Source organism: Candidatus Sulfidibacterium hydrothermale, assembly GCF_020149915.1.
Taxonomy (GTDB): Bacteria; Bacteroidota; Bacteroidia; order Bacteroidales; family F082; genus Sulfidibacterium; species Sulfidibacterium hydrothermale.
The window spans coordinates 3,188,144-3,214,172 of record NZ_CP083760.1; the positions used below are offsets into that span (position 1 = coordinate 3,188,144).

Below are 26,029 nucleotides of genomic sequence, written 5' to 3' on the forward strand. Positions count from 1 at the left end.
TCTTACGGCAAAGAACAATTCTTTTTGCCTGTAAATTTTCCGTAATTTTGTGCAAACAATAACAGCTTAAACAAATTATCATGTACGGTAAATTTAAAGAACATTTGACCCGCGAACTGGAAAACATTCGCAAAGAGGGGTTGTATAAAGACGAACGCATCATTGTGAGCCCACAAGGTGCTGAAATTGAACTCGACAACGGGGATAAGGTACTGAATTTCTGTGCCAACAACTATCTTGGCCTTTCTAATCACCCGGAGTTGATCAAAGCGGCCAAAGAGGGACTGGATACTCACGGTTACGGGATGTCATCGGTACGTTTCATCTGTGGCACCACTGATTTACACAAAACGCTCGAACGCAAGATCGCCGAATTTTTTGGCACTGAAGACACCATTTTATATGCTGCGGCATTTGATGCTAACGGCGGTGTTTTTGAGCCACTGCTTACCGAAGAAGATGCCATCATTTCGGACAGTCTGAACCATGCTTCCATTATTGACGGGGTACGGCTTTGTAAAGCACAGCGCTACCGTTATCCCAATGCCGATATGGAGGCCCTGGAAGAAGAGTTGAAAAAAGCACAAAAAAACCGTTTCCGGGTTATTGTAACCGACGGTGTTTTTAGCATGGACGGAAATGTGGCACCCGTAGATAAAATGGTTGAACTGGCTGAAAAATATGACGCCCTGGTCATGGTAGACGAAAGTCATTCTGCCGGCGTAGTCGGGGAAACCGGACGGGGTGTAAGCGAACATTTTAACATCACCGGCCGCATTGACATGATTACCGGAACACTGGGAAAATCTTTCGGCGGAGCCATCGGCGGTTTTACTACCGGACGAAAAGAAATTATTGAGATGTTACGCCAACGCTCGCGTCCGTATCTTTTTTCCAATTCCCTTCCTCCTATGGTAGTCAATGCCGGGATTCGTATGTTTGACATGATGTCCGAAACCAACGCACTACAGGATAAATTACATCAAAATACGGCTTATTTCATGGATAAAATGAAAGCAGCTGGTTTTGACATTAAGCCTACCCAGTCGGCCATTTGTGCTGTGATGCTTTACGATGCCAAACTTTCGCAGGATATGGCAGCTAAACTGCTGGACGAAGGCATTTATGTTATCGGATTTTATTATCCCGTTGTTCCTAAAGGTCAGGCTCGTATTCGTGTTCAGTTGTCGGCTGCACACGAACAACACCATCTGGATAAAGCCATCGCGGCTTTTACCAAAGTAGGAAAAGAAATGGGCGTTATTTCATAAACACAACAAAGGAACATTACTCAGGCCGCAATAAAAATCGGCCTGAGTAATTTATTTATCTCAACAAAAGAATCTTATGATTTTCGGCACCGGAACCGACATCATTGAAACCGACCGCATCCAAAAAGCCATTGAAAAAACCCCCGGTTTTGCCGGTAAAATTTTTACAGAGGCCGAACAGAAATATTGCGAAGCACGAAAAGCCGGGAAATACCAAAGTTATGCCGCCCGCTATGCTGCAAAGGAGGCCTTTTTTAAAGCACTGGGCACAGGATATCGTGATGGGATGCGTTTCCGGGAGATTGAGATTATCAACGATCCGTTAGGGAAACCTGAAATCAGGGTTCACGGAAAAGTAAAGACTTTTGTATCCGAACAGAAAATCATCCGGACACATCTTTCCCTTTCGCACCTTCGCGAAATGGCTGTCGCGTTTGTCATTCTTGAAAAAAAATAAATCTGTATTTTCGAAAAAAGGACACACAAAAAGACTTTTTCCCATTCCGGGGAATAACAAATCATGCTTGTCCTGTAACAAAAAGGGTCACATATTTTCTACCCATTCCCTAATTTCTTCCAGCTCGGCATCCAGGCTTTTGGTAGGGAAGGCTCGACCGGCTTTTTCATACCAATAATGGGCATTCCACGTATCCCCTTCTTTCCGGTGTAAAAAAGCATGAAACCAACAGGATACAGGACAATCGTAATGTTGTACAATACGATGCGCATCTTCCAGATTATCATCCAACACCATTTCAATGGCTTCTAACAGTTCTTCCTTGCTGATCATCGCTGTTGTTTTTGTGGCCCTCAAGTTACAAAAAATTCATAAAACCAAATCTTTAAACCCGTTTTTATTTCCAGCAAAACGCCTGGTGATTTTTGAATTTGGTGCTTGCAGGGTTACCCACCCGCTCATTTATCCTGTAATCTTTGCGGCAGGCTCCGAAGGAGTTCCTTTGGAAGGGCGAAGCAGCAGCCTTACGCAGGCAAAACCGATATGGAGCCGCCTGGCTGACAGCGACCAACGGAAGCTCGTGAGCCGGCGTAGCGCAAAACGGTTTTTGCCAAGTAAGCTATCGCGTAGCACCCGGCTGCCGCCCAAATCATAATAACCATTCCGCTCACCACAGGAATAGAGAAAAAATCCAAGGCAAACTTTACTACTTTTGTAAAATCATGCCTTCGGTTTTCGATACAAATATTACCTATCTGAAAGGAGTTGGTCCGCGTAAAGCAGAATTGCTGGCCAAAGAATTTAACATCCGTACGTATGGTGATTTACTTTACCATTTCCCTTTCCGGTATATCGACAAAAGCCGCATTTACAAAATCAGCGAGGTCAATTCTGACAAAACCTATTTTTTGCTGAAAGGGAAAGTCTCAAACATGAAAGCCGTAGGAGACAAACGCACCAGATATGTGTCGTTTTTGCTTACTGACGACACCGGCAGTATGGAACTGTTATGGTTTAGAGGACTGCAATGGATCAAAAAACGGTTTGATCCCCAAAAAGAATATCTCATTTTTGGCAAACCATCGGTTTTTAAAAACCGGTTCAACATGGTTCACCCGGAAGTGGAAGAGGCAACACCCGAAAACACCATGGTAACCGGAAACCGGCTCGAAGGCGTTTATCATACCACCGAAAAGCTGAAAACAGCCGGACTGGGCAGCCGCGGTTTCAGCCGGATTATCCAAACCCTGCTGAAAGAAACGGTTTCGTCAATACAGGAAAACCTCCCGCCTTATCTTCAGGAAAAATACCAAATGATCGGCCATGCCGAAGCATTGGTTAACATCCATTTTCCTAAAAACACCACCTTACTGGAAAAAGCCGTTCAGCGGTTAAAGTTTGAAGAGTTGTTCTTTTTACAAATGGAACTGCTGCTTCAGAAAAAAATACAGAAAGAAAAAACGGCGGGTCATGTTTTTAAAAATGTAGGAGAAATCTTTAACACATTTTACCATCAGCATCTTCCTTTTACTTTAACCGGAGCCCAAAAAAGAGTAATCCGCGAAATCCGGAATGACATGAAAAGCGGGAAACAAATGAACCGGCTTTTGCAAGGCGATGTGGGCAGCGGAAAAACGCTGGTTGCTCTCATGAGCATGCTCATTGCCATTGATAACGGCTACCAGACAGCTTTTATGGCTCCTACTGAAATTTTGGCCACCCAGCATTACAACACCTTAAAAAAGTTGCTTGGTAAAATGAATATTCCTGTAGGATTACTTACCGGATCCACCAAAGCCAAACAACGAAAAGAAATTCACCAGGCCCTGCAAAACCACGAGCTTCCCATTTTGGTAGGAACTCATGCCCTGATTGAAGACACCGTAAAATTTAGCAATCTGGGATTTGTGGTTATTGACGAACAACACCGTTTTGGGGTAGCCCAACGGGCAAAGTTGTGGAAAAAAAACACCATTCCGCCCCATGTGTTGGTAATGACAGCCACCCCTATTCCGCGTACGCTGGCCATGACCCTTTACGGAAACCTGGATGTCTCCATCATCGACGAAATGCCACCGGGACGCAAGCCGGTAAAAACCCTTCATTTTTTTGAATCAAAACGGCTCCGGGTTATAGGATTTATGCGCGAACAAATCAAAAAAGGACGGCAGATTTATGTGGTTTATCCGCTTATTAAAGAGTCTGAAAATCTTGATTTAAAAAATTTAATTGACGGCTATGAAAATATCGTACGCGAATTTCCGGAACCCGAATACCACGTAAGCGTAGTACACGGAAAAATGAAGGCCGAGGATAAAGAATTTGAGATGCAGCGCTTCAAAAAAGGAGAAACCCACATTATGGTTTCCACAACCGTTATTGAAGTTGGCGTGGATGTTCCCAATGCTTCCGTAATGGTTATTGAAAATGCCGAACGTTTTGGCCTTTCACAGCTTCATCAACTTCGTGGAAGAGTAGGACGCGGAGCTGATCAGTCGTGGTGTATCCTGATGTCGGGCAACAAGCTCTCCAATGAAGGACGAAAACGACTGGAAACCATGGTCAGAACCAACGATGGTTTTGAAATTGCCGAAGCCGACCTGAAACTACGCGGCCCGGGCGACATCCAGGGAACCCGGCAATCCGGCATGCTTGATTTTCATATTGCCAACCTGGCCAAAGACGGCGTACTCATTGCCCGTACCCGGAAGATCGCTGCGGCCATCCTCACCGAAGATCCCCAGCTGCAAAAACCGGAAAACTTTTTATTAAACCGCGAAATGAAAAAACGATTCAAAGGAAAAACGATTTGGGCAAGGATTTCCTGATTTTCTACAACAAACCGTTTCTTTTTCCCCTATTTTTGCAACATGATTTTAACCGATACCCATACCCATCTATATCTCGATGATTTTGATAACGACCGGGATGAGATCATGGAAAATGCCTTGCAAAAAGGAATCCGCCGCATCTTACTGCCCAACATCGACCGTTCTACCACCACACGGCTTAAATCGATGATTTCTGCTTATCCCGATTTTTGTTTCCCGATGATGGGCTTACATCCCACCTCCGTAAACAATGATTTTGAAAAGGAATTGGAGCACGTTGAAAGCGAACTCGAAACAGGAAAATATTACGGCATAGGCGAAATCGGTATCGATTTATATTGGGACAACACTTTTGCGGAACAGCAAAAAACGGCTTTCAGACAGCAACTGCAATGGGCAAAAAAATACACCCTTCCGGTTTCCATACACATGCGCAACGCCTTTTCAGAAACTTTGCAGATCGTGAAAGAAGAACTTAACGACGGGTTGCATGGTGTCTTTCACTGTTTTACCGGAACGGAACAGGAAGCGGCACAACTGCTCGACACCGGATTTAAACTGGGGATTGGCGGAATTGTTACCTTTAAAAACAGCGGACTGGCCGAAGTGGTAAAAAAACTTCCTCTGGAATCTCTGGTACTGGAAACCGATGCACCCTATCTCACCCCGGTTCCCTATCGCGGAAAACGGAACCAAAGTGCTTATTTGATTTACATTGCCCAAAAAATGGCAGAAATAAAACAAATTTCTCTTGAAAAAGTAGCAGATGTAACAAGCTCTACAGCCGAAAATCTTTTTTTCAATCACCGAAAATAACCCATACCATCATGGAAAACGAAATCAGCCTTCTCATTATTTATACCGGCGGAACCATCGGCATGATAAAAGATCCGAAAACCGGATCGCTGAAACCCTTTAACTTTCACGGCGTGTACGAACAAATCCCGGAGTTGAAACGTTTTCATTACCGGTTGGATTTTCACGCTTTTACCCCGCTGATCGATTCCAGCGACATGAGTCCCGAAAGATGGATACAATTGGCAGAGGTTATTGAAAAGAACTATGAATCGTTTGACGGGTTTGTCGTATTACACGGCTCAGACACTATGGCTCACACCGCTTCGGCACTCAGTTTTATGCTGGAGAACCTGAACAAGCCGGTAATTTTTACCGGTTCGCAGCTCCCGTTAGGCGTATTACGAACCGACGGTCGCGAAAATTTTATCACCGCCATTGAACTGGCTGCTGCCACAGAAGACAACACACCGCTTTTACCGGAAGTCTGTATCTATTTTGAAAACCACTTGTTGCGGGCCAACCGCACCATGAAATACAACGCTGAGAATTTCAACGCATTTGTATCGCCCAATTATCCGGAGCTGGCCGATGTAGGCGTTTACATCAAATACAACCGCCATCATATCCTGAAACCTAATTTTAAAAAATTAAAAGTCCACAAAACACTGGACAACCACATTGCTATCTTGAAATTGTTTCCCGGTATTACGCCGGAAGCTGTTGAAGGAATTCTTCACATTCCGGGTTTAAAAGCGGTGATCATGGAGACTTTTGGTTCGGGGAATGCGACCACCGAAACCTGGTTTATCCGGTTACTGGAACAAGCTATTCAAAACGGATTACATATTATTAATGTATCACAGTGTCCGGCCGGAGCTGTTGAGCAGGGAAAATATGACACCTCATTACAGCTAAAAAAGATCGGTGTTATCAGCGGTTACGACATGACTACAGAGGCCGCTTTAACCAAATGCATGTACCTGCTCGGACAGAATCTGACACCGGAAAAATTTAGATACATTATGAATTTGTCCATAAGAGGAGAAATCACTGTCCATTAACAATAATTTTTATACTTTTGGCGACCGTAAAAAAGGAGAGGTGCTCGAGTGGCTGAAGAGGCACGCCTGGAAAGCGTGTATACCCCCAAAGGGTATCGCGGGTTCGAATCCCGCTCTCTCCGCAGGAAAAAAATTTTTCAACTTTGCGATTAATCATCTAAAAAATAGTTCTTAATCAAATAATTTATATTTTTGTAACCATTAATCAGAAAATGTAAAATCGTTTTAATCAATTTTTATCAATCATGAAAAAATTAATTGCATTTATTTCAATTGCAGCCCTGTTGACCATAGGGTTTTCTAATTTTGTTTATGCCCAGGATGCTGCAACAAATGATACTACTCAGGTAGTAAAACAGGATTCAACGGCGAATGACACCACTGCGGTAGCCGCTACTGCTGCTACTCCGGCAGCTAAGGCACAGCAGCCGAAATCGTTTCACCAGGTGTTGAAAGAAAAGTTTATTGAAGGGGGTCCCGGATTTATGGGCGTTATCCTCTTAACCCTTATTTTTGGTTTGGCTATCGCCATTGAACGTATTCTTTACCTGAGCCTCGCTTCCATCAACTCGAAAAAACTGTTGAAAAACGTGGAAGAAGCACTCGATAAAGACGACATCGAAGGTGCCAAAGAAATTTGCCGCAACACCCGTGGTCCTGTAGCTGCTATTTTTGCTGAAGGCCTGAACCGTTATGACAACGGACTGGAAGATGTGGAAAAATCGATCATTGCCTACGGTAGTGTGGTAACCGGACGTTTGGAAAGCGGTGTAAGCTGGATTTCATTATTTATCGCCCTGGCTCCTATGTTGGGATTTATGGGTACAGTAATCGGAATGATCCAGGCCTTTGACGACATTGCTGCTGCTGGTGATATCAGCCCAACCGTTGTGGCCAGTGGTATTAAAGTGGCTTTGTTGACCACCGTATTCGGTCTGATCGTTGCCGTTATTCTGCAGGTATTTTACAATTACATTATTTCAAAAATCGATAGTTTGGTGAGCGACATGGAAGACACTTCCATTGCTTTCATTGATCTCGTGGCTAAACATTACAAAAAATAATCTGCCATGAAAGATAAAATAGCCATTATTACCAGATGGATTCTGTACGTGCTGCTTGTTCTGGCAGTAATACCCGGAGTGGCATTCTATGCCGGGGTAATGAGTACAGATACTTTCCTGAATTGGGGTAAATTTATGCTGATTCTTGGTGTGGCAGTCATTATTCTGGCACCCATCTATACCATCATAGTTAATCCCAAAAACCTCGTTAAAATGCTGATCAGCATTGTCATTCTTGCTGTTATTCTTGGAGTTTCCTACAGTTTTGCAACCAACCAGTTGACCCCATTACAACTGGAAACTTACAAGATTACACCTGAAACATCCAAATTGGTGGGTATGGGACTGATTGCTTCCTACATCACTTTTGGATTATCCATTATCGCTATCCTGTACTCAGGAGTTGTGAAAATTTTTAAATAAAAAGATATGGCTAAACGACCAGCACCAGAAATTAATGCCGGATCAATGGCGGATATCGCATTCCTTTTGCTGATATTCTTCCTGGTAACGACAACCATGGATGTTGATACCGGTATTACCAGGATTCTGCCCCCGCCGGTCAAAAATAAAAACGAAAACGTGGATGTAAAAGAGAGAAACGTTTTGAAAGTTCTCATTAACAGCCACGACCTTATGCTTGTAAACGGGAAACCAGCTAACGTGGACAATCTTACCGAAAAAGTGGTAGATTTCATGTCGCTGCATCCCAATAACAAAGCCTATCCGGAAGTACAAGCCAAATATATTCCCGAATTAGGGAAAAAAGTACTGATGAGTAAAGGAATTGTTTCGTTGAAAAACGACAGGGGTACCTCCTATCAAATGTACATCAAAGTGCAAGACGCTATTGCAAAGGCTTTTAACATCTTAAAAGACCAGCAATCTCTCAAGTACTATGGTGTAAAATACAAAGAACTTGTTGATCCGAAGAAAATCAAGACGATTAATAAACTGGTTCCGATTCGTGTGTCTGAAGCAGAACCGGAAAATGTAGGAGGAGGAGATTAATATGTCAAAGTTTAAAACAACCAAAACGAAATCAAGTCCGGGAATTAACACTTCCTCGCTTCCTGATATCATCTTTATGCTTTTGTTCTTCTTTATGGTAACCACATCCATGCGGCAAAATTCACCTTTGGTGAAATATACGCTGCCTACGGCTACCCAGGTTCAAAAGCTGGAGAAAAAATCGTTGGTGAGTTATATTTACGTAGGTCAGCCTGTGGATAAAGCATTGGGTACCAAATCACGTATCCAGCTTAACGACAGCTATGCTACCGTAAAAGATATCCCGGAATTCATTTCGAGAGAACGTCAGGCACGAAACGAAGCCGACCGTAAACTGCTCACTACTTCCCTGAAAGTGGATGAACACACTAAAATGGGAATTGTAACGGATATTAAACAAGAACTCCGTAAAGTCAATGCTTTGAAAATTAACTATTCCACACGAAAAGTGTTGAAGAACTAATTTTTTAAAGTAACCTTATTATAAAAAGCCAGTCGCCTGCAAAGTGACTGGCTTTTTTTTCACCACTTCCGCACTTTCCCTATCTTTGTATTTTCTAAAAAAGAAGATCCATGAAAAAACTTCATCAGTACATGTTAAGATCGTACTTGGGGCCATTTTTAATGACCTTTTTCATTACGATTTTCATCCTGCTGATGCAGTTCTTATGGAAATATGTGGACGATATGGTAGGCAAAGGCCTGGAATGGACGATCATTCTGCGCCTGATGTTCTATGCTTCGGCTACTTTTATTCCGTTGGCTTTGCCTTTGGCTGTCTTACTTTCTTCACTCATGACTTTTGGTAATTTGGGTGAACACTATGAACTGGTGGCCATAAAAAGTGCCGGAATTTCACTACAGAAAGCCATGAAACCGCTTACTATCCTGGCGGTTTTTATTAGTATTGGCGCTTTTCTTTTTTCCAACTATGTTTTTCCGGTAGCCAACCTTAAATTTGGTTCGCTGCTGTACGACGTCCGCCAGAAAAAACTGGCTTTTAACCTGGACGAAGGTATTTTCGATAATGAACTTAACGGCTATGTGATCCGGGCCGGACGAAAAGCCAAAGACAATAAAACCATCTATGATGTGATGATTTACGACCATACCAGCCGGATGGGAGACACCAAAGTAACGGTGGCCAAAAAGGGAATCATGGAGCTTTCGCCTGACCAAAAACATCTGATCATTACACTTTTCGACGGCTACAACTATAACGAGATAACCAACGAAAGAGGTTTTCGTGAAAAACATCCGTTTGAAGAAATAAAATTCAAGAAAGAAATTCTCTCTTTTGATCTTTCCCAGCTCAAAATGGGACATACCGACGAATCGCTTTTCAAAAATCATTACTCCATGCTTAATGTAAAGCAACTCGATCATGCCATTGATTCGCTGTCGGAAATGCTGAAAAAAAGAGAAATCGTTTTCCGGAAAAATGCCATCAGAAACTTCACTTATCTCCGTACGAAAAAGCGAAAAAAGCCCCAAAAAGAAGCCATAAGAATCAAACCGGAGAATAAGCATGAGAAAATAAACGCTCCACCGAAAACAACCATTAAATATCCGTTTTTAAAAAATTTCAAACTGGATGCCCAGCAAGAAATTCTGGAATTTGCCACACAACAGGCGCAAAGAGCCAAAGACAATGTTTTATTTCATGCTGATAAGATTGTAAAACCCAGAGAACAGCTAATCATCCGGCATGAAATTGTCTGGCATCAGAAATTCAAACTTTCGCTGGCCTGTTTAATTTTCTTCTTTATCGGGGCACCACTGGGAGCCATTATCCGGAAAGGAGGATTGGGCTTACCGGTCGTCATTTCCGTAATTTTCTTTGTCATTTATCATGTGATTTCCGTTACCGGCGAAAAAGCAGCCCGAACCGGCGAAATGAGCGTAGTATTAGGCGTTTGGCTTTCCACCATCATCATCTTGCCTCTCGGTCTCTTTCTTACTTACAAAGCCACTACCGACTCCCCCTTGATGGATACTGAAAGCTGGGAAAAATATTTTGAAAAACACAAAGCACTCCGGAAAATTGTTGTACTGATCAGAAAAATAAAATTACCCCGGTTAAAAAAGAAATCGGCAAAATAAGATTATGGCACCGCTGCACATTCTTTTTGTTTGCAATAAACCTCCTTATCCTGCCAAAGAGGGCGGTTCCATTGCCATGAACCAGCTTATCGAAGGGCTTATCCATGCCGGAAACCGGATGAAGGTCATCACGGCTTATTCTGACAAATATCCTGTACAGGAAAAAGACGTGCCTGAAAGCTACAAAAAGAAAACCGGCATTGAATTTGTCCACCTTGATTTAAGAATAAAACCGGTTGAAGTTCTACAAAATCTTTTTTCAAATAAATCGTACCACGTACAACGATTTATTTCTGATGATTTTGAAAAAAAACTGGTGAATATTTTAAAAAGTACGCCTTTTGACATCGTCCAGATCGAAACTCTATTTATGGCGCCTTATGTGCCGGTAATCAGGAAATACAGCCGGGCAAAAATTATTTTACGGGCGCATAATATCGAACATCTGATATGGAAACGCATGGCGCAATCTTCTAAACGTCCGTGTAAAAAATTTGTCCTGCATCATTTTGCCCGCACACTGGAAAACTATGAGAAAACCGTCGTATCGCAATTTGACGGGATTCTGCCCATCACAAAACACGACGCCAATTTTTTTAAACAACACACCCGGCAACCGGTAAAAGCCATCCCTTTTGGCATTGACCCGGCACAATATTCCACAGAAACAAAGACTTCTCCGGAAAATGCCGTATTCCATATCGGAGCCATGAACTGGATGCCCAACGAAGAAGGAATACGATGGTTTTTAAAAAAAGTATGGCCCCTTGTAATTCACAAAAACCCGCAGATAAAAGTTTATCTTGCCGGAAGATTTATGCCCCGGTGGTTACGTGAAATACAGATAAAAAATGTGGTTGTTACAGGAGAAGTAGCCGATGCCCGTGAATTTATCCGTTCAAAAACCATTGCCATAGCGCCGTTATTTTCGGGTAGCGGTATCCGCATCAAGATCATTGAAAGCATGGGCTTGGGAAAAGCGGTGGTTTCCACGTCTACCGGTGCCGAAGGCATTGATTACACACACGGAAAAAATATGCTGATTGCCAATACGGCCGAAACATTTGCCGATGCTATCATTGAACTTTATGAAAATCCTGAAAAAGCATCCGAGATCGGCAAAAATGCCCGTGAGCTTATCCTCTCCCAACACCATCACCAAAAAATAATCCGCAGTCTGGAAACCTTTTATCAGGAAATTTTATGACCTTTGTGGTAAAGAAGAAACGCTGTTTATGAGAATATTTGTGTTGCTTTCCCGAATTCCTTACCCTCTCGAAAAAGGCGACAAACTGCGTGCTTTTCATCAGATAAAAATGTTATCGCAAAAACACGAAATTATTCTCTGCGCACTGAATCCGGCAAAAAAAGCAGATAAACAAAAAGCTTTTGAACAATTGCAGCCCTATTGCCGATCGGTAAATTTTATTGATTTACCAGCGGCTGTCCGGATGACCAACACACTAAAAGCACTGTTTTCCGGACTGCCGTTGCAAACCGGTTATTTTTTCAGCAGCAGAGCCGAAAAAAAGATCCGGACCCTTATCGAAGAGTATCATCCTGATTTGTTGTTTGCCCAATTAAGCCGTACTGCCCGGTACCTGACTTCGTACCGACAAAAAAAGCTGCTGGATTATCAAGATGTTTTTTCTTACGGATTAAAAAGACGGGCAGATAAAGTTCCGTGGCCTTTAAAACTCGTTTTCAGACTGGAATATAACCGGATGCGTTCTTTTGAAAAGGAGCTTTTCGACCAGTTTGACATCAAAATGATTATTTCGGAACAAGACCGTGCGTTAATTCCACATCCTGAAAAAGAAAAAATCATCGTGGTCCGTAATGGGGTAGATCTGGAATATTTTTCGCCCCTGTCACGCTCCAAAAGGCAGGAAATTGTATTTACCGGCAACATGAATTATCCGCCCAATGTAGATGCGGCCCGGTTTCTGGCCAAAAAAATCATGCCGCTGGTTTGGAAAAAAATGCCTGAAACCCGGCTTCTCATTGCCGGAGCCAATCCGCATCCGGCAGTTAAAAAACTACAAAACAAAAAAATAAAAGTAAGTGGCTGGTTAGATGATATTCGTGAAGCCTATGCCGGTTCAGCAATTTTTATTGCCCCGATGCGTATGGGCACCGGACTACAAAACAAATTGTTGGAAGCCATGGCCATGAAAATTCCCTGCATCACCACTCCGTTGGCCAATGCAGCGCTTCAGGCAAAAGAAAAGGAAGAAATATTAACCGGAGAAACCGCACAGGAACTGGCTGATGCATTATTGTATCTGTTGCAGCATCCTGAAAAGAGAAAAAAAATGGCCGAACAAGCCTACACCTTTGTTCAAAAAAATTATCACTGGCAAAAAGCCACCTCCCCCTTATTGGAAAGGATAGAAAAAGATGAATAACAGCGAAAAAGAAGTTTTAGCCCAATACCTTCCCGGCAAAGTTGTCAATACCGTTTACAACTGGATTATCCGGTATAAAATACACTTTAAAATTACCCGGAGCAGACAAACCAAGCTGGGCGATTACCGGCCTCCGGCCGGAAAATTCCCGTACCACCGCATCACTGTCAACCACGACTTGAATCCTTATGCTTTTTTCATCACCTTTATCCATGAGCTAGCCCATCTGCTTACCTACAAACAGTACGGCAGCCGGGTAAAAGCCCACGGTAAAGAATGGAAAAACCACTATCGCCGGCTTTTAGAGCCTTTCCTTGAAAAAAACATCTTTCCGGAAGAACTGCATAACACGGTTTATCAACATTTGCAAAATATCCGGGCTTCGAGTCAAACAGATGTAAACCTGGCCCGCACCTTAATGCAGTTTAATAAAAACCCGGACGAAACAGTAATTGAAGCCCTGTCTCCGGGAAGCTTTTTTCTTTTTAATAATCGTAAATTTCAAATAATCAAGAAATTGCGAAAACGTTACCGGTGTCTTGAACCCGAAACACAACGTTATTTTCTGTTTCAGCCGTTAACGCCGGTACATCCGCTTTTTCAGCCGGAGAAAATCTCCGACAAAAAGGAAACGAATCAGGTACAATCCAATCGAAAAAATTAATGCGAATTTCGCAGAAACCCTTATTTTTGTGACACCTAAACAAATTACAATGGACAATTATTATTGTGTGATTATGGCAGGCGGCGTAGGTTCCCGCTTTTGGCCTATGAGTAAGACCGCTCATCCCAAACAATTTATGGATGTTTTGGGAACAGGAAAAACTTTGATTCAACTCACTTTCGACCGGTTTACCAAAATCCTTCCGGCAAAAAATATCTATATCGTCACTAATGAAATTTATCGTGACCTGGTTCATGAACAATTACCGGAAATATCGGACAATCAGGTGCTTTGCGAACCGGCACGCCGGAACACAGCTCCTTGCATCGCTTACGCCAATTACAAAATAAAACAGGAAAATGAAGATGCCGTTATTGTTGTGGCTCCTTCCGACCATATCATCCTGAAAGAAGATGAATTTGTCAATGACGTAAAAACCGCCATGGAAGCGGCTGCCGAAAACGACTGGCTGATTACCATGGGTATCCGGCCCAGCCGGCCCGATACCGGTTATGGCTACATCCAGCTCGAAGGGGAAAATGTTTATCCGAAAGATAACCGGTTGTACAAAGTAAAAACCTTTACCGAAAAACCCAATCTCGAAATTGCCAAATCGTTCGTCGCCAGCGGTGATTTTCTCTGGAACTCCGGCATTTTTATCTGGTCGCTCAAAAGCATCATGTCGGCTTTTGACAAACATCTTCAGGAAGTAGATTCATTATTTGCCAAAGGCATATCCAAATACAACACGCCCGAAGAACCGGCTTTCATTAAAGAAACCTATGCGGTATGTAAAAATATCTCCATCGACTACGGCGTAATGGAAAAATCAGAAAACGTGTATGTATTGAGCGTTGACTTTGGATGGTCTGACTTGGGCACCTGGGGTTCGCTGTATTCTATTCGCGAAAAAGACAAAAACCAAAATGCGGTGGTGGGCGAAAATGTCATGCTGTACGATACCCAAAACTGCATTGTTCACATGCCTAAAAACAAACTGGTTGTCCTGCAAGGACTGGATGATTATATCGTAGTGGAGCAAGATGATATTTTATTGGTATGCCGCAAACAAGACGAACAAAAAATCAGACAGTTCGTGAACGATGTGAAAATCGAAAAAGGAGAAAAATATGTTTAACCTAATCCGGCACAATCATTCTGTGCCGGATTTTCATTTTTAATTCATTACAAACCAAAATTTTACTTATATGAGAAAATATCTCTTGATGGCTTTCGCTCTGTTTTTCGGACTGGGAAGCCTGAAAGCAGACGAAGGCATGTGGATTCCTTTGCTGCTACACAAAAACATGGCAGAAATGCAAAAACTGGGGTTAAAACTCACTGCCGATGAAATTTACAGTATAAACCATGCCAGTCTGAAAGATGCCGTAGTAATTTTTGGCGGTGGTTGTACCGGCGAAATTGTCTCTCCTGAAGGACTGTTGTTTACTAACCACCATTGTGGTTACTCTTCCATTCAAAAGATGAGTACGGTAGAACACGACTACCTGAAAGACGGATTTTGGGCTTACAACAAAAAAGAAGAGCTTCCCATTCCGGGACTTACCGTGAAATTTCTCGTCCGGATGGATGATGTTACCTCCCAGGCTTTAAAAGGAGTAACCGACAAGATGAGCGAAGACGAAAGAGAAATGACCGTAGCCAAAAACAGCAAAGAAATCGCTAACAAAGCTTCTGAAAACGGAAAATACAGCGCTGTGGTAAAACCGCTTTTCGGTGGAAATACCTATTACGTTTATGTTTACAAAGTGTACCGCGATATTCGTTTGGTAGGCGCTCCTCCGTCATCCATCGGAAAATTTGGCGGCGATACCGATAACTGGATGTGGCCCCGCCATACCGGTGATTTTTCTATTTTCCGTGTTTACATGGCTCCTGACGGCAGCCCGGCCAAATATTCCCCGGACAACGTCCCACTGAAACCCAAAAAATATCTCACCATCAATATCTCTCCCAAGAAAAAAGGAGAATTTACCATGATCATGGGAAATCCGGGCAGTACCGAACGTTACCTTTCCAGCTATGGTGTGGACATGGCTATCAATCTGGTCAACCCTACCATTGTGAAAATCCGCACCAAAAAGCTGAATATCATGAAAAAAGCGATGGATGCCAATCCGGAAGTCCGGTTGCAGTATGCCACAAAATATGCACACACCTCCAATTACTGGAAATATTATATCGGCCAAACACAGGCCCTGAAACGGTTGAAAGTAAAAGCGGAAAAGCAACAACAGGAAGCCGAATTCATGAACTGGGTGAATCAAAACCCGGAACGGAAAGCCAAGTATGGCGATGTTTTGGCTGGCTTGAAAAAAGCTTATGAGGGTTTACAAAAATATCAACTTGCAAAATATTATTTCATTGAAGGAATTTATCGTGGCCCTGAAATTTTAAAATTTGCTGCAAACTTTAGCGGGCTGGAAAACCAGCTGAAGAAAAAAGATGCAAATCAAAAAGTTCTTAAAGAAGAACTGGATGCTTTAAAAGGTACCGTGAATAAACATTTTAAAGATTACAACCAAACCATCGACCGTAACTTATTGGCCGCTATGCTGCGGATGTATTATCAAAATGTTCCAAAAGACCAGCATCCGGAATATCTTGAAAAGATTGCCAAAAAATACAAAGGGAACTTTGACAAGTATGCCACAGAAGTATTTAAAAAATCCATTTTTGCCAGCAAAGAAAAAACCGAAGCTTTCCTGAACGATCCGAAAGCCAAAGTATTGGAAAAAGATCCGGCATTACAAGCCTGGAATGCTTTCCTGGATGAATATCGCCAGATATATGAAAAAACAAAACCGTACCAGGAACTGCTTGCCAAAAATCACCGGTTATATATTGCCGGCATTTTGCAGATGTATCCGAATAAAAACTTTGCTCCGGATGCCAACTTTACCATGCGTGTAACTTACGGAACCATTAAAGGATATTCGCCACAGGATGCCGTTTATGATGATTTTGTCACCCATCTTTACGGCGTCATGCAAAAAGAAGATCCCAACAATCCGGAATTTATTGTTCCTAAAAAACTGAAAGAGCTGTACAAAGCCAAAGATTACGGACAATATGGCGAAAACGGTCATCTGATTACCGACTTCTTGAGTACCAACGATATTACCGGCGGAAATTCCGGAAGCCCCATCATGAATGATCGCGGTCAGTTAATTGGTCTGGCTTTCGACGGAAACTGGGAAGCCATGAGCGGCGACATCAAATTTGATAAAGCGCTGCAACGGACGATTAATGTAGATATTCGTTATGTGCTGTTTATCATTGATAAATATGCCCATGCTGAAAATCTCATCAAAGAGCTGACCATTGTGAAAGACAAACCGGAAACAAAAAACAATACAGAAAATCAGCCACAACCAGTGGCAACAGAATAAATACCGTAAAAGCCAAAAAAAGCCGGCCATGAGAATTGGCCGGCTTTTTTATTTCTGATAATTCCAGAACTATTTTACAATAAACTCATCGCAAAGTAATCCGGTTTTTAAACCGGCACCAGAACTCCAGGCCGGAGCAATCCCCCTATTCTTGGCAACCATCCGAACATAACGGGCCCGAACCGGTTTTCCTTCCCATTTTACGGTAAGTATCTTCGGACCTTCGTCCCGCGAAGGTTTACTCGGAGCATAATGGTAAACAAGCGTATAATCTTTTCCGTTTTCCGATACATAATAATTTACTGCCAGAGGGAAAAAGATGCGATACCAACGTGTTTGCTGGAGAAAATGAGCCGCAATTTCATGAATATCCTGTATCGAATCCAAATCAACAGTGACTACCAAATCTTTTTTCAGAAAACCTTGCCAGTGCACATCATGAAAGTTGGCACTTGCCAATAATCCATCGGTAAGGGCTCCGGGACCACCACCAGTGCGGTATTTTGAAAACTCATTTTCCAACTCGGGTTTTCTTCCCAATGCTTTACTGACAACCACCGATTGTTGATACGTACCGATTCTTTTTCCGTTCCTGAACACGCCGGCAACCAAATCAGCATCCTGATGAAGAAGAAAAGGGGCCGAATACAGCCGGGAAGAAGCATCCGGTTTTGTCCCGTTGAGATTATACCGGATTATCGCATTGTCAACATTGGTCAAAAAACTGATTTTCAAACCTTTTCCCGGAGTAGAAACTGTTGTTTTCATAGTTAGGACAGGCGCCATAAATAAATCATCAAACCAGGCTGTTCCGTGCGTGTTCAGAACAAGACTCACGGAAATCCGTTGTATTTGCCGTGTGCTGTCAGACGGCGTAATAAACCATTCATATTTTTTCCACTGGTTGGTCAGCAAAAAAGTTTTGGAGCCGGCACTTCGCGCACTGACTGTAAAAGATGGCGGCGGCGGTTTCCGGTGAAACAAACGCCAAAAGAATCCTTTTTCAGCCCACCGGTCTTCGCGAGGAGCCGCTTTGGCCCAAATCGTAAAATGATAGGTATGACCATATTCCAAATAAGACGGGAAAAAAGAAAGCGAAACGCCTTCTCCGTTTTCCGGAGTAACAAGTCGTAATGAATGCTCACCCGAATGAAATACTCGCGAATCCACAAAGTAAGTAGAGCCGCGATCTTTACCCACATGGGCATAGCATGCCGACGGAACACCTGGAACAGGAAGGTACTCAAAACCGGGATCAATCATCATATTTTCCTGTTTTTCAACAGGAGCCGGAGAAGACTTTTTCAGCGAGATTTTGTACACCCGCGTTCCAAAACCATCAATCATGTCTGACAAAACATTCTTCTCCACCTTCACATTTCTGTTTTCAAACAAAACAGCTGCTTGTCCGGAAGAAACAGTATCCGGTAAAGTAATTGTAAATCTTGATGGCCGGTTCAGCGTATTCACACAAATAACTACTAATGTACTGTCTTTGGCAAGTGCCTTCACCCGGATATTTGAATCGTTGACTGCAATGGCGTTGATGCTTTCACCCTCCGAATAAAAAGGTATCAGCTCGGCCGTTTCGAGTGCCATTTTCCCGCACTCGGCCCAGGCAGCAGTTGATTTCGGAAAACCGTTTAACCCTTTACGAACAAAATACTGGATGCCCCGGGCCCCGTTAATCAATGCCAAATAAGTCATCGCCCGCAATTCTCCTGGAGTGGGTTCCCGTTTCCAGTTTTCATTACCGCCAAAAGCCTGGGGAGCAATCCACAACGGCTTTTCCGGATAAAATGCTTTTTCCAGAGAGCGGGTCACCTTTTCCACTACTGTTACCGGCGCATTGGGAATAGGATACGGATCAGCCATAACAATGTCCATAGCACCCGCATAACGCCAAGCCTGCGAAGGAGTCATAAAAACCATAGTAACCGGATGATATGGATCCAGTTTTTTTATCAACTTATATGTTTCAATAAGCGGTTCCGGTGGTTTACCCTGTCCAACCGGCTCATCGGCAATATACCAGGAAAGCAAGGCGGGATGATTCCGGAAAGCCAGAATTTCCCGGGTCAGCAGTTCCCGTCTTTTTTCTTGTGACACTTTCATTTTTGAGCCAACACCACCCCCACCGGCAACACTTAACAAATTGTAATTCACTTTTATCCCGAGAGCTGCACAACGGTCCATATAAGCTTTCCGTTGTTTAAACGTCTTTTTGGTAATTTTTTGATAGGGTGACATCAGGTTAAACCCTTTTACCACTTCTTCTTCCGGCAACGTGGGATAAACCGGCGAATAAGAGTAAAATCCAAACGGAATAAACGGCAATCCGTTTACAATCAGCGTTCCATTTAAACGATCGATTTTTACTTCGTTACGTTTTGGAGGTAAAAGCGTCAGATTAACGGTAGTATCGGTCAGAATATTTCCCGAATGATCTTTTACCACACACCGCAAAGGTGTTTTTCCTTTGTTGAACCCGGAAAGAGAAAACGAAAGCTGATTCATCCCTTTTTGCAAACCGGATTTCCGGACAAGCAATTGATCTTGCTGAAACACTTCCCCTTGCAGGGGAGATTTCCCCGGCATGTTTCTCAGGTAAAACAGCATTTCACCCGATTTTTCAGTGGTGTAAAAACTTTGCCGCGGAACCACTGTGATTTCCTGGCCATAAAGCCGGACAGAAAAAGCCAATAAAAAGGAAAAAACAATTTGAACCAGCAAATATCTATTTTTCATAGAACTATCTTTTGCTTTTAGGGAATATTATCGTTGTTTTTTAAAGTTTTATCGAGATGTTTACTTTCCCACCTAAGCCCTTTTCTACTATTTCAAACAATGTTTTTAAAGTAAGGTTACTTCCGTTATTTTCTACTCTGGATATGTAAGTTCGTTTCTTGTTTACCAGTTCGGCAAGTTCTTCCTGCGTGAGTTTTCTCTTTTTCCGGGCTTCTCTTAATAAAAGTCCTATTTTAAAAGATTCGAATTCCCGTTCTAACTGGTCTCGTCTTTCTGTGCCTTTTTTCCCGTAAACATTGTCTTTTATTTCTTTCCAGCTTTTCGTGTTCTTTTTCATGGTTATGGTCTCCTTTCGTCTTTTTCGTTGTAATATTCATTCATTAATCGTACCGCTTTCTGAATTTCTCTTTTGGGCGTTTTTTGTGTCTTTTTAACAAACCCGTTCAATAAAATTACCAGTCTGCCCCGGTCAAAAAAACAAAATACACGCCAAATGTTTTTTGCCAGAGATATTCTCGCTTCATAAAGCCCTTTCGTCCCCGAAATTGCTCTCAAATAGTTTTCAGGAACTCTTTCCAATGTTTCTATTGCTTCAATTACTTTAAAAATTTTGTCCTGTACCTTTTCCGGTTGTTCTTTCAGAAAGTTTTCAAAATAGTCTTTATATGCTATTACTTCCCTTACTTTTTTCATTGACGCAAAGGTAACCTAAAAGTTACATTTTTCCAAGTGTTTTTTCTTCCTTTTTGGAAACGTTTCCCATACAATACTACAACTCTAAATACCCCATGTCCAAATTTTAACAAATATGCTTATGATGCTGATTTGTTTTAATTTTTGGACGGGGAGGTTTACATTGTTCTATCAATTCTTTGGTAAAACGATGCATGTCATCAATCAGCATATCGGCCATATCGCGACTAAAATTTTCTTTGATAACAATGCGTAAAACTTCCACTTTTTGGGCATCGGGAGGCAAGGTATAAGCCGGGACAATCCATCCCCGCTCACGCAATTTATCTGACAATTGAAAAACATTAAATTCCTTACGGTTTTTCACCTTTAAAGCTAAAATAGGCAACTGAATCTCCTTGTTTATTACTTCCAGGTTCCTGACTTTTCTTAATTTAGAAGCCAGATACCGGGCATTTTTCAGGCTGTTTTCCATCACCAGGCGATAACCTGTTTTTCCCAGTCGCAGCAGGTTATAATACTGGGCAATCATCATGGCGCTGCCACGCGAAAAGTTGAGTGTATACGTTGCTTCCTGACTACCAAGATAATTCACATAAAAAATCAACTCCTCCGGAAGATCGACCTTGTCACGCATGATAAGCCAACCTACGCCGGGATAAACCAACCCGTATTTGTGACCGGAAACATTAATGGAATGTACATGCGAAAGACGAAAATCCCATTTAAAATCCGGGTAAAGAAATGGAAGGATAAACCCGCCACTGGCACCGTCTACATGAATAGGAATATGCCAGCCTTTTTCTTTTTCAACTTCTTCAAGCATGCTGTTAATCTCTTGAATAGGATCAAGTTCACCGGTAAAAGTGGTTCCCATGACAGCTCCCACTGCAATTGTATTTTCATCAATCCGTTCTTTTACTTCTTCTGCCGTAATGGTAAAACGGTTTTCTTTCATCGGAATTATCCGCATTTCCACATCAAAATAGCGGGCAAATTTCTCCCAAACTACATGCACATCCGCACCAATGACCATATTAGGATTGCGTGTTGACTTTCCTTCTTTTTCACGCCGTTTGCGCCAACTCCACTTGTGTGCCAACAATCCCAGCATAATAGATTCCGATGAACCAATCGTGGAGGTTCCGATATACTCTTTACTTTCCGGAGCATGAAAAAGCCGTGCCAGCATGTTAACCACACGCGCCTGAATTTTACCGGTCTGCGGATATTCATCCTGATCAACCAGGTTTTTGTTTAACGTTTCCATGATCAGCTTTTCCGCCTGGGGTTCCATCCATGTGGTAACAAAAGAAGCCAGATTCAATGCCGGATTCCCATCAATGTTCAGCTCATCATGGATAAGTTGATAAACGACATCGGCGTCCATCCCCTTTTCAGGAATCTGAAACCGGGGAACCGGTTTGGTAAAAAACCGGTTAGCATAAGTGGTTGAAACAATTTCTTTTCCGCCGTTTTTTCTTTTTTTAGATATCATGATCTTAAATTTAATTTTTTTGATTTACGTTGAAAAATAGTTAACCCAATGGCGATTCCGGAAAAAAAGATACCAAAGTACATAATCACCGGATATCCCATGGCAGCTACAAGATAACCACCAATGGCACCGCCAATAACATTATCGATACTTTGAAAAGCATTGGCCAAACCCAATGCTTCTCCGCGTTTTTGCTCATCCGTCAGTTCTACCACACTAATATTCATTCCGGTAGAAATAAATGCCCACGAGAAAATCATGAGCATAAAACCGGCTATTCCCACCACATAATAAGGCGTCCACATGCCAATCAGCATCAATACAAAACTCAAGGCATAAGACAAAATTCCCAGATTCATGGTGAAAAAAGCACTCTTTTTCTTCGCGATGTTTCCGGCCGTAATGAACAGAAAAACTCCAATGGCCGTGCTTACCGCATAAACTAACGAAGCCTCACTGGTACTTAAATGAAATGCTTTTTTCATCAGCAGCGGATACATGGCATATACCGGTGCAGGAGCCAGCAAAACAAAAATCCAGCGGATATTCAGCAGTAAAAGGTCCTTGTTTTTAAAATTCAGAAAATGTTTCCACCGAATATGCCCGTGAAAATAACCGTTAAAAAGTTCGGCAAAATGTTGCCGTGGCCGTAAAATCTTAAAATGGAGATGGTAATGGGCAGCTTTTGCATTATGATGTTTGTAAAACGGAAGATACACCAAAATAGCAATGGCCAAAAAAGGAAGTGCCACCACCGCTTTGGAGTAAATCGAAGTAATCAGCAGGCCGGTGACCGTTCCAAAAGTCATAAAAGCCTGCATCCGTGCGATATACTTATCCCAAAGTTCCTCCGGATAAGTATGGGTCACCATTACGCTGGCATAAGTAAAAACGCTGGCTGCGGAAGCACCAAAGAAAAAAGCTGCCGGCACCAGAAACTTTCCGTTCAGCAGCACAATAATAAGCCACGTCAAAAACGAAAGAACCGTTCCGGTAAAAATAAGCCGATTCAACTGAAAACGGGTAGTCAAATGTCCCCAAAGCACAGCCCCCACAGCAATTCCCAGATTGATCATGGCAAAAGTCAATCCGGCCCGGGACGTGCTGCCCGCCAGCAAAGGCAAAGCCACAATACCAATTCCCCATACCACGCCGTTTACAATACTAAACGGAAGAGACAGGTAATAAAAATTTGGTTTCTTCATACCCACTACACTTTGCTGATTGTCCTGTAAAAGTAAAACTTTTTATCCACACGTCCCATTCTGTTTGTTTTCAGAACAGGCCATACTCATTCTTCATCCACAAAAAGATCAGCAGCAATTCCGTCAGCAAACAATTTTCCTTCTTCAGTTAAGATATAAGCATTCCCCTTTTTTCTCACTTTCCCATTAGCAATCCAGTGCTGTATTTGTCGTAAAAAAAGTGCTTCATAACGTTTTCCGAATCCATTCCGGATATGCTCCACATCGCATCCCCATGAAGTCCGTAAAGCGGTTAATACGTATTCGTTATAACGCTGCTCTTCGGTAAGGATTTCCTTTTCCTGTATCACCCGTTCGGTAGTATCGGCCTGCGTATATTGTTTCAGGTTTTTTACGTTCCATTGTCGTGAAAAACCATTATACGAATGGGCCGAAGGCCCTAAACCAAGATAATGCCCGCCCATCCAATAAGCCGAATTGTGTTTGGAATAAAAACCGGGCAAAGCAAAGTTGGAAATTTCATATTGGATATACCCCCGTTTTTCTGTCTGTTCGAGCAAAATATTAAACTGACGAATACTTTGTTCTTCGTCAACCGCCGTAAGTTTTTGCTGACGAATTAACACATCCAAAGCCGTACGAGGTTCCACCGTAAGCGCATACGACGACAAGTGCGGGATATTCCACTCAAAAAAACGGTGAAGATTTTGTTTCCATTTTTCTTCTGTCAGTGTCGGAATACCATAAATCAAATCAATGGAAAGATTCCGGAAGCCGTTTTTTTGTGCCGTTTCAATGGCCTTTATGGCCTGGGCAGCATGATGACTGCGATGCAGATATTGCAAATCATCATCAAAAAAACTTTGCACTCCGATACTTAACCGGTTGATTTTTGTTTCGGCTTTCAATTGTTTCAGATAATCATCCGACAAGTCATCCGGATTGGCTTCAAGGGTAATTTCTGCCTCAGGACTTAACACAAAAAGATCCTGAATTTTATCCAAAATTTGGTTGATTTCCGAAATCGTCAATAACGAAGGCGTGCCGCCTCCAAAATAAACCGTTTGGATTTGTTTGTCCGGCAGATAATCTTTGCGCCATTGCATTTCGTTCAGCAAAGCATCCACAAAAACAGAACGGTACCGGCGCGAGGCCACAGAATAAAAATTGCAATAATGGCATTTCTGCTTACAAAACGGAATATGGATATAAATACCGGACATGGGTATCGGTTTATTTCTTCAGGATAATCCGGAAAGTGGTCCCTTTGGAAGAGGAACTTTTGACAAAGATTTTCCCTTTGTGATACTCCTGAATAATTCTTTTGGCCAAAGACAAGCCCAAACCCCACCCCCGTTTTTTGCTGGTGTAACCCGGATTAAAAACCGATTTCTGTTCGGTAATCGGAATTCCTTTTCCGGTATCAATCACATCCACAATTACCTGTTTGCTTTCTTCCTGCATGTCAATGGTAATATTCCCCTTTCCGTTCATGGCATCAATGGCATTTTTGCAAAGATTTTCGAGTACCCAACTAAACAGAGGAGCATTTACCGGCAAGATAATTTCTTTTTCGCGCGGAAACAAAATGTTGTAATGTACCTTGCTGGGCGATCGGGGTTTTAAATAAGCAATGGTATCATAGATGATTTTGGTCAGATTATCTTCATCAAGGCTGGGGGTAGAACCTATCTTGGAAAACCGTTCGGTAATCACCTCCAGTCGTTTTACATCTTTTGTAATTTCTTCGGCCGCCTGTTTGGCATTGGATTCATCCATTTTGATCAGCTCTACCCAGGCCATAATGGAAGAAAGCGGCGTTCCGATCTGATGAGCTGTTTCTTTGGCCATTCCGGCCCAAACCCGATTTTGTTCCGATTTCCGCGAAGCACTGAAAAGCAGATAAGCCACCAACAGGAAAAAGGCAATGACCATAATCTGGGCTACCGGAAACCATTTCATCCGGGTTAACAGGTTGGAACTTTTATAAAAAATATAGGCTTTACCCTGTTCCGGAAAGTTGATTTCAATCGGCTCATTCTGTTCTTTCATCTCCTCCAGCATTTTTTGGGCATACACCGGATTGCTCATCCGTACATCATTTAAATTCCCAAACTGAAGGATATTTTTTTGTGTACTGTCGGTTACAATAACCGGCACATTAGACGAGTTAGCCGTAATCTCCGACATAAAAACAGAAATGTAATCATTAAGGATATACTGAAGCTGATTGAAAACCAAGGAGTTTTTGTAATAAATTTTTGTTCCGGTTTGTGGAATAGGGATGGGAGGATAAACCGAAAACTCATCTTTCAGCTTTCCGCGAAAATAAAGCTGGGACGAATCTGGTTTTGGCACCAGATTCCTGTAAAAGATAATTTTCCCCTTTTCATCGGTAATGATCACCGGAATATCCTGATTCCGGTTAATAATGCTCAGATAAAAAGTTAACTCATCAGAGGTATTATCATTACGAAGCAACCGTTTATACACTTCGGCCAAAAGTTCTACTTTTTGCCGCTCAGACTGACGTAGCTGTTTAAAAAAGGCATCCGTATATTTTACCAGACGGAGTTTCCGGTGAACAGCATCCGCCCACAACCGGACATTTTTCCGTTCGGCCTGGGCAAATTTGGCCACCAGCAAATTGGTATAAAACAACGATGCAGCAATAATCAGGATACCCAGAATGGCAAGAATCAGCTTCCAACGTTTTTTTTTCGTGTATAACTCCACATCAATCCATTTAATGACCAAAAATACAAACTCTTCATCTGATACGAAAACAGGCCTGTTTTATTGTA

24 protein-coding genes and 1 tRNA gene are annotated in these 26,029 nt (G+C 42.4%); 17 read left to right on the forward strand and 8 right to left on the reverse strand.

The window, feature by feature from the left end:
• Positions 1-80: 80 nt before the first annotated feature.
• Positions 81-1,271 (forward strand): glycine C-acetyltransferase, encoded by a 1,191-nt coding sequence (gene kbl / locus LA303_RS13070; protein WP_240525822.1) that lies wholly within the window; start codon positions 81-83, stop codon positions 1,269-1,271.
• A gap of 76 nt (positions 1,272-1,347) precedes the next feature.
• Positions 1,348-1,728, forward strand: a complete 381-nt coding sequence (locus LA303_RS13075) for a holo-ACP synthase (protein ID WP_240525823.1) — start codon at positions 1,348-1,350, stop codon at positions 1,726-1,728.
• An 87-nt stretch (positions 1,729-1,815) separates the two neighbouring features.
• On the opposite strand, the gene LA303_RS13080 is transcribed toward LA303_RS13075, so the two are convergent.
• Entirely contained in the window at positions 1,816-2,061 is a 246-nt protein-coding gene (locus tag LA303_RS13080; RefSeq protein ID WP_240525824.1) for a hypothetical protein, read from the reverse strand.
• On the opposite strand from LA303_RS13080, the gene LA303_RS13085 reads away from it, so the two are divergent.
• From LA303_RS13085 to LA303_RS13155, 15 genes are all read left to right on the forward strand, one after another.
• Entirely contained in the window at positions 2,051-2,383 is a 333-nt protein-coding gene (locus tag LA303_RS13085; RefSeq protein WP_240525825.1) for a hypothetical protein, read from the forward strand. The genes LA303_RS13080 and LA303_RS13085 overlap by 11 nt on opposite strands.
• A gap of 67 nt (positions 2,384-2,450) precedes the next feature.
• Complete coding sequence (gene recG, locus LA303_RS13090) at positions 2,451-4,556, forward strand: ATP-dependent DNA helicase RecG (RefSeq protein WP_240525826.1); 2,106 nt, start codon at positions 2,451-2,453, stop codon at positions 4,554-4,556.
• A gap of 42 nt (positions 4,557-4,598) precedes the next feature.
• Positions 4,599-5,375, forward strand: a complete 777-nt coding sequence (locus tag LA303_RS13095; protein ID WP_240525827.1) for a TatD family hydrolase — start codon at positions 4,599-4,601, stop codon at positions 5,373-5,375.
• A gap of 11 nt (positions 5,376-5,386) precedes the next feature.
• The gene (locus tag LA303_RS13100) at positions 5,387-6,418 is read left to right on the forward strand and encodes an asparaginase (RefSeq protein WP_240525828.1); all 1,032 of its coding nucleotides are present in this window, start codon (positions 5,387-5,389) and stop codon (positions 6,416-6,418) included.
• 34 nt (positions 6,419-6,452) lie between these two features.
• A tRNA-Ser gene (locus LA303_RS13105) sits at positions 6,453-6,540 on the forward strand.
• Positions 6,541-6,663: 123 nt separating this feature from the next.
• Complete coding sequence (locus LA303_RS13110) at positions 6,664-7,482, forward strand: MotA/TolQ/ExbB proton channel family protein (protein WP_240525829.1); 819 nt, start codon at positions 6,664-6,666, stop codon at positions 7,480-7,482.
• A 6-nt stretch (positions 7,483-7,488) separates the two neighbouring features.
• Positions 7,489-7,905: a hypothetical protein gene (locus tag LA303_RS13115; RefSeq protein ID WP_240525830.1), complete on the forward strand. Its 417-nt coding sequence runs from the start codon at positions 7,489-7,491 to the stop codon at positions 7,903-7,905.
• Positions 7,906-7,911: 6 nt separating this feature from the next.
• Positions 7,912-8,493, forward strand: coding sequence for an ExbD/TolR family protein (locus LA303_RS13120; RefSeq protein WP_240525831.1), 582 nt, complete (start codon positions 7,912-7,914; stop codon positions 8,491-8,493).
• A 1-nt stretch (position 8,494) separates the two neighbouring features.
• Complete coding sequence (locus LA303_RS13125; protein WP_240525832.1) at positions 8,495-8,956, forward strand: ExbD/TolR family protein; 462 nt, start codon at positions 8,495-8,497, stop codon at positions 8,954-8,956.
• 110 nt (positions 8,957-9,066) lie between these two features.
• Positions 9,067-10,596 carry an LptF/LptG family permease gene (locus LA303_RS13130; protein WP_240525833.1) on the forward strand — a complete coding sequence of 510 codons (1,530 nt, stop codon included), beginning with the start codon at positions 9,067-9,069 and terminating at the stop codon, positions 10,594-10,596.
• Positions 10,597-10,600: 4 nt separating this feature from the next.
• Positions 10,601-11,803, forward strand: coding sequence for a glycosyltransferase family 4 protein (locus tag LA303_RS13135; RefSeq protein ID WP_240525834.1), 1,203 nt, complete (start codon positions 10,601-10,603; stop codon positions 11,801-11,803).
• Between the two features lie 28 nt (positions 11,804-11,831).
• Positions 11,832-13,004, forward strand: a complete 1,173-nt coding sequence (locus LA303_RS13140) for a glycosyltransferase (protein WP_240525835.1) — start codon at positions 11,832-11,834, stop codon at positions 13,002-13,004.
• Positions 12,997-13,668, forward strand: coding sequence for a SprT-like domain-containing protein (locus LA303_RS13145; protein WP_240525836.1), 672 nt, complete (start codon positions 12,997-12,999; stop codon positions 13,666-13,668). Before LA303_RS13140 ends, LA303_RS13145 begins: the two co-directional genes overlap by 8 nt.
• A 49-nt stretch (positions 13,669-13,717) precedes the next feature.
• Complete coding sequence (locus tag LA303_RS13150; RefSeq protein ID WP_240525837.1) at positions 13,718-14,806, forward strand: mannose-1-phosphate guanylyltransferase; 1,089 nt, start codon at positions 13,718-13,720, stop codon at positions 14,804-14,806.
• Positions 14,807-14,876: 70 nt separating this feature from the next.
• Positions 14,877-17,081, forward strand: a complete 2,205-nt coding sequence (locus tag LA303_RS13155; RefSeq protein ID WP_240525838.1) for a S46 family peptidase — start codon at positions 14,877-14,879, stop codon at positions 17,079-17,081.
• 69 nt (positions 17,082-17,150) lie between these two features.
• Here the strand turns inward: LA303_RS13155 and LA303_RS13160 are convergent, their stop codons facing one another.
• The 7 genes from LA303_RS13160 to LA303_RS13190 form a co-directional block, all read right to left on the reverse strand.
• Positions 17,151-19,829, reverse strand: coding sequence for an FN3 associated domain-containing protein (locus LA303_RS13160; protein WP_240525839.1), 2,679 nt, complete (start codon positions 19,827-19,829; stop codon positions 17,151-17,153).
• Positions 19,830-19,869: 40 nt separating this feature from the next.
• Positions 19,870-20,166 carry a helix-turn-helix domain-containing protein gene (locus LA303_RS13165; RefSeq protein WP_240525840.1) on the reverse strand — a complete coding sequence of 99 codons (297 nt, stop codon included), beginning with the start codon at positions 20,164-20,166 and terminating at the stop codon, positions 19,870-19,872.
• Between the two features lie 2 nt (positions 20,167-20,168).
• Positions 20,169-20,522 carry a type II toxin-antitoxin system RelE/ParE family toxin gene (locus LA303_RS13625; protein WP_240525841.1) on the reverse strand — a complete coding sequence of 118 codons (354 nt, stop codon included), beginning with the start codon at positions 20,520-20,522 and terminating at the stop codon, positions 20,169-20,171.
• 106 nt (positions 20,523-20,628) lie between these two features.
• Positions 20,629-22,020: a glutamate decarboxylase gene (locus LA303_RS13175; protein WP_240525842.1), complete on the reverse strand. Its 1,392-nt coding sequence runs from the start codon at positions 22,018-22,020 to the stop codon at positions 20,629-20,631.
• Positions 22,017-23,225, reverse strand: coding sequence for an MFS transporter (locus LA303_RS13180; protein WP_240525843.1), 1,209 nt, complete (start codon positions 23,223-23,225; stop codon positions 22,017-22,019). The genes LA303_RS13175 and LA303_RS13180 overlap by 4 nt, the downstream gene beginning before the upstream one ends.
• A gap of 86 nt (positions 23,226-23,311) precedes the next feature.
• On the reverse strand, positions 23,312-24,448 hold the full coding sequence (hemW, locus tag LA303_RS13185) for a radical SAM family heme chaperone HemW (RefSeq protein WP_240525844.1): 1,137 nt from the start codon (positions 24,446-24,448) through the stop codon (positions 23,312-23,314).
• Positions 24,449-24,458: 10 nt separating this feature from the next.
• Positions 24,459-25,961 (reverse strand): sensor histidine kinase, encoded by a 1,503-nt coding sequence (locus LA303_RS13190; RefSeq protein WP_240525845.1) that lies wholly within the window; start codon positions 25,959-25,961, stop codon positions 24,459-24,461.
• Positions 25,962-26,029 lie beyond the last annotated feature (68 nt).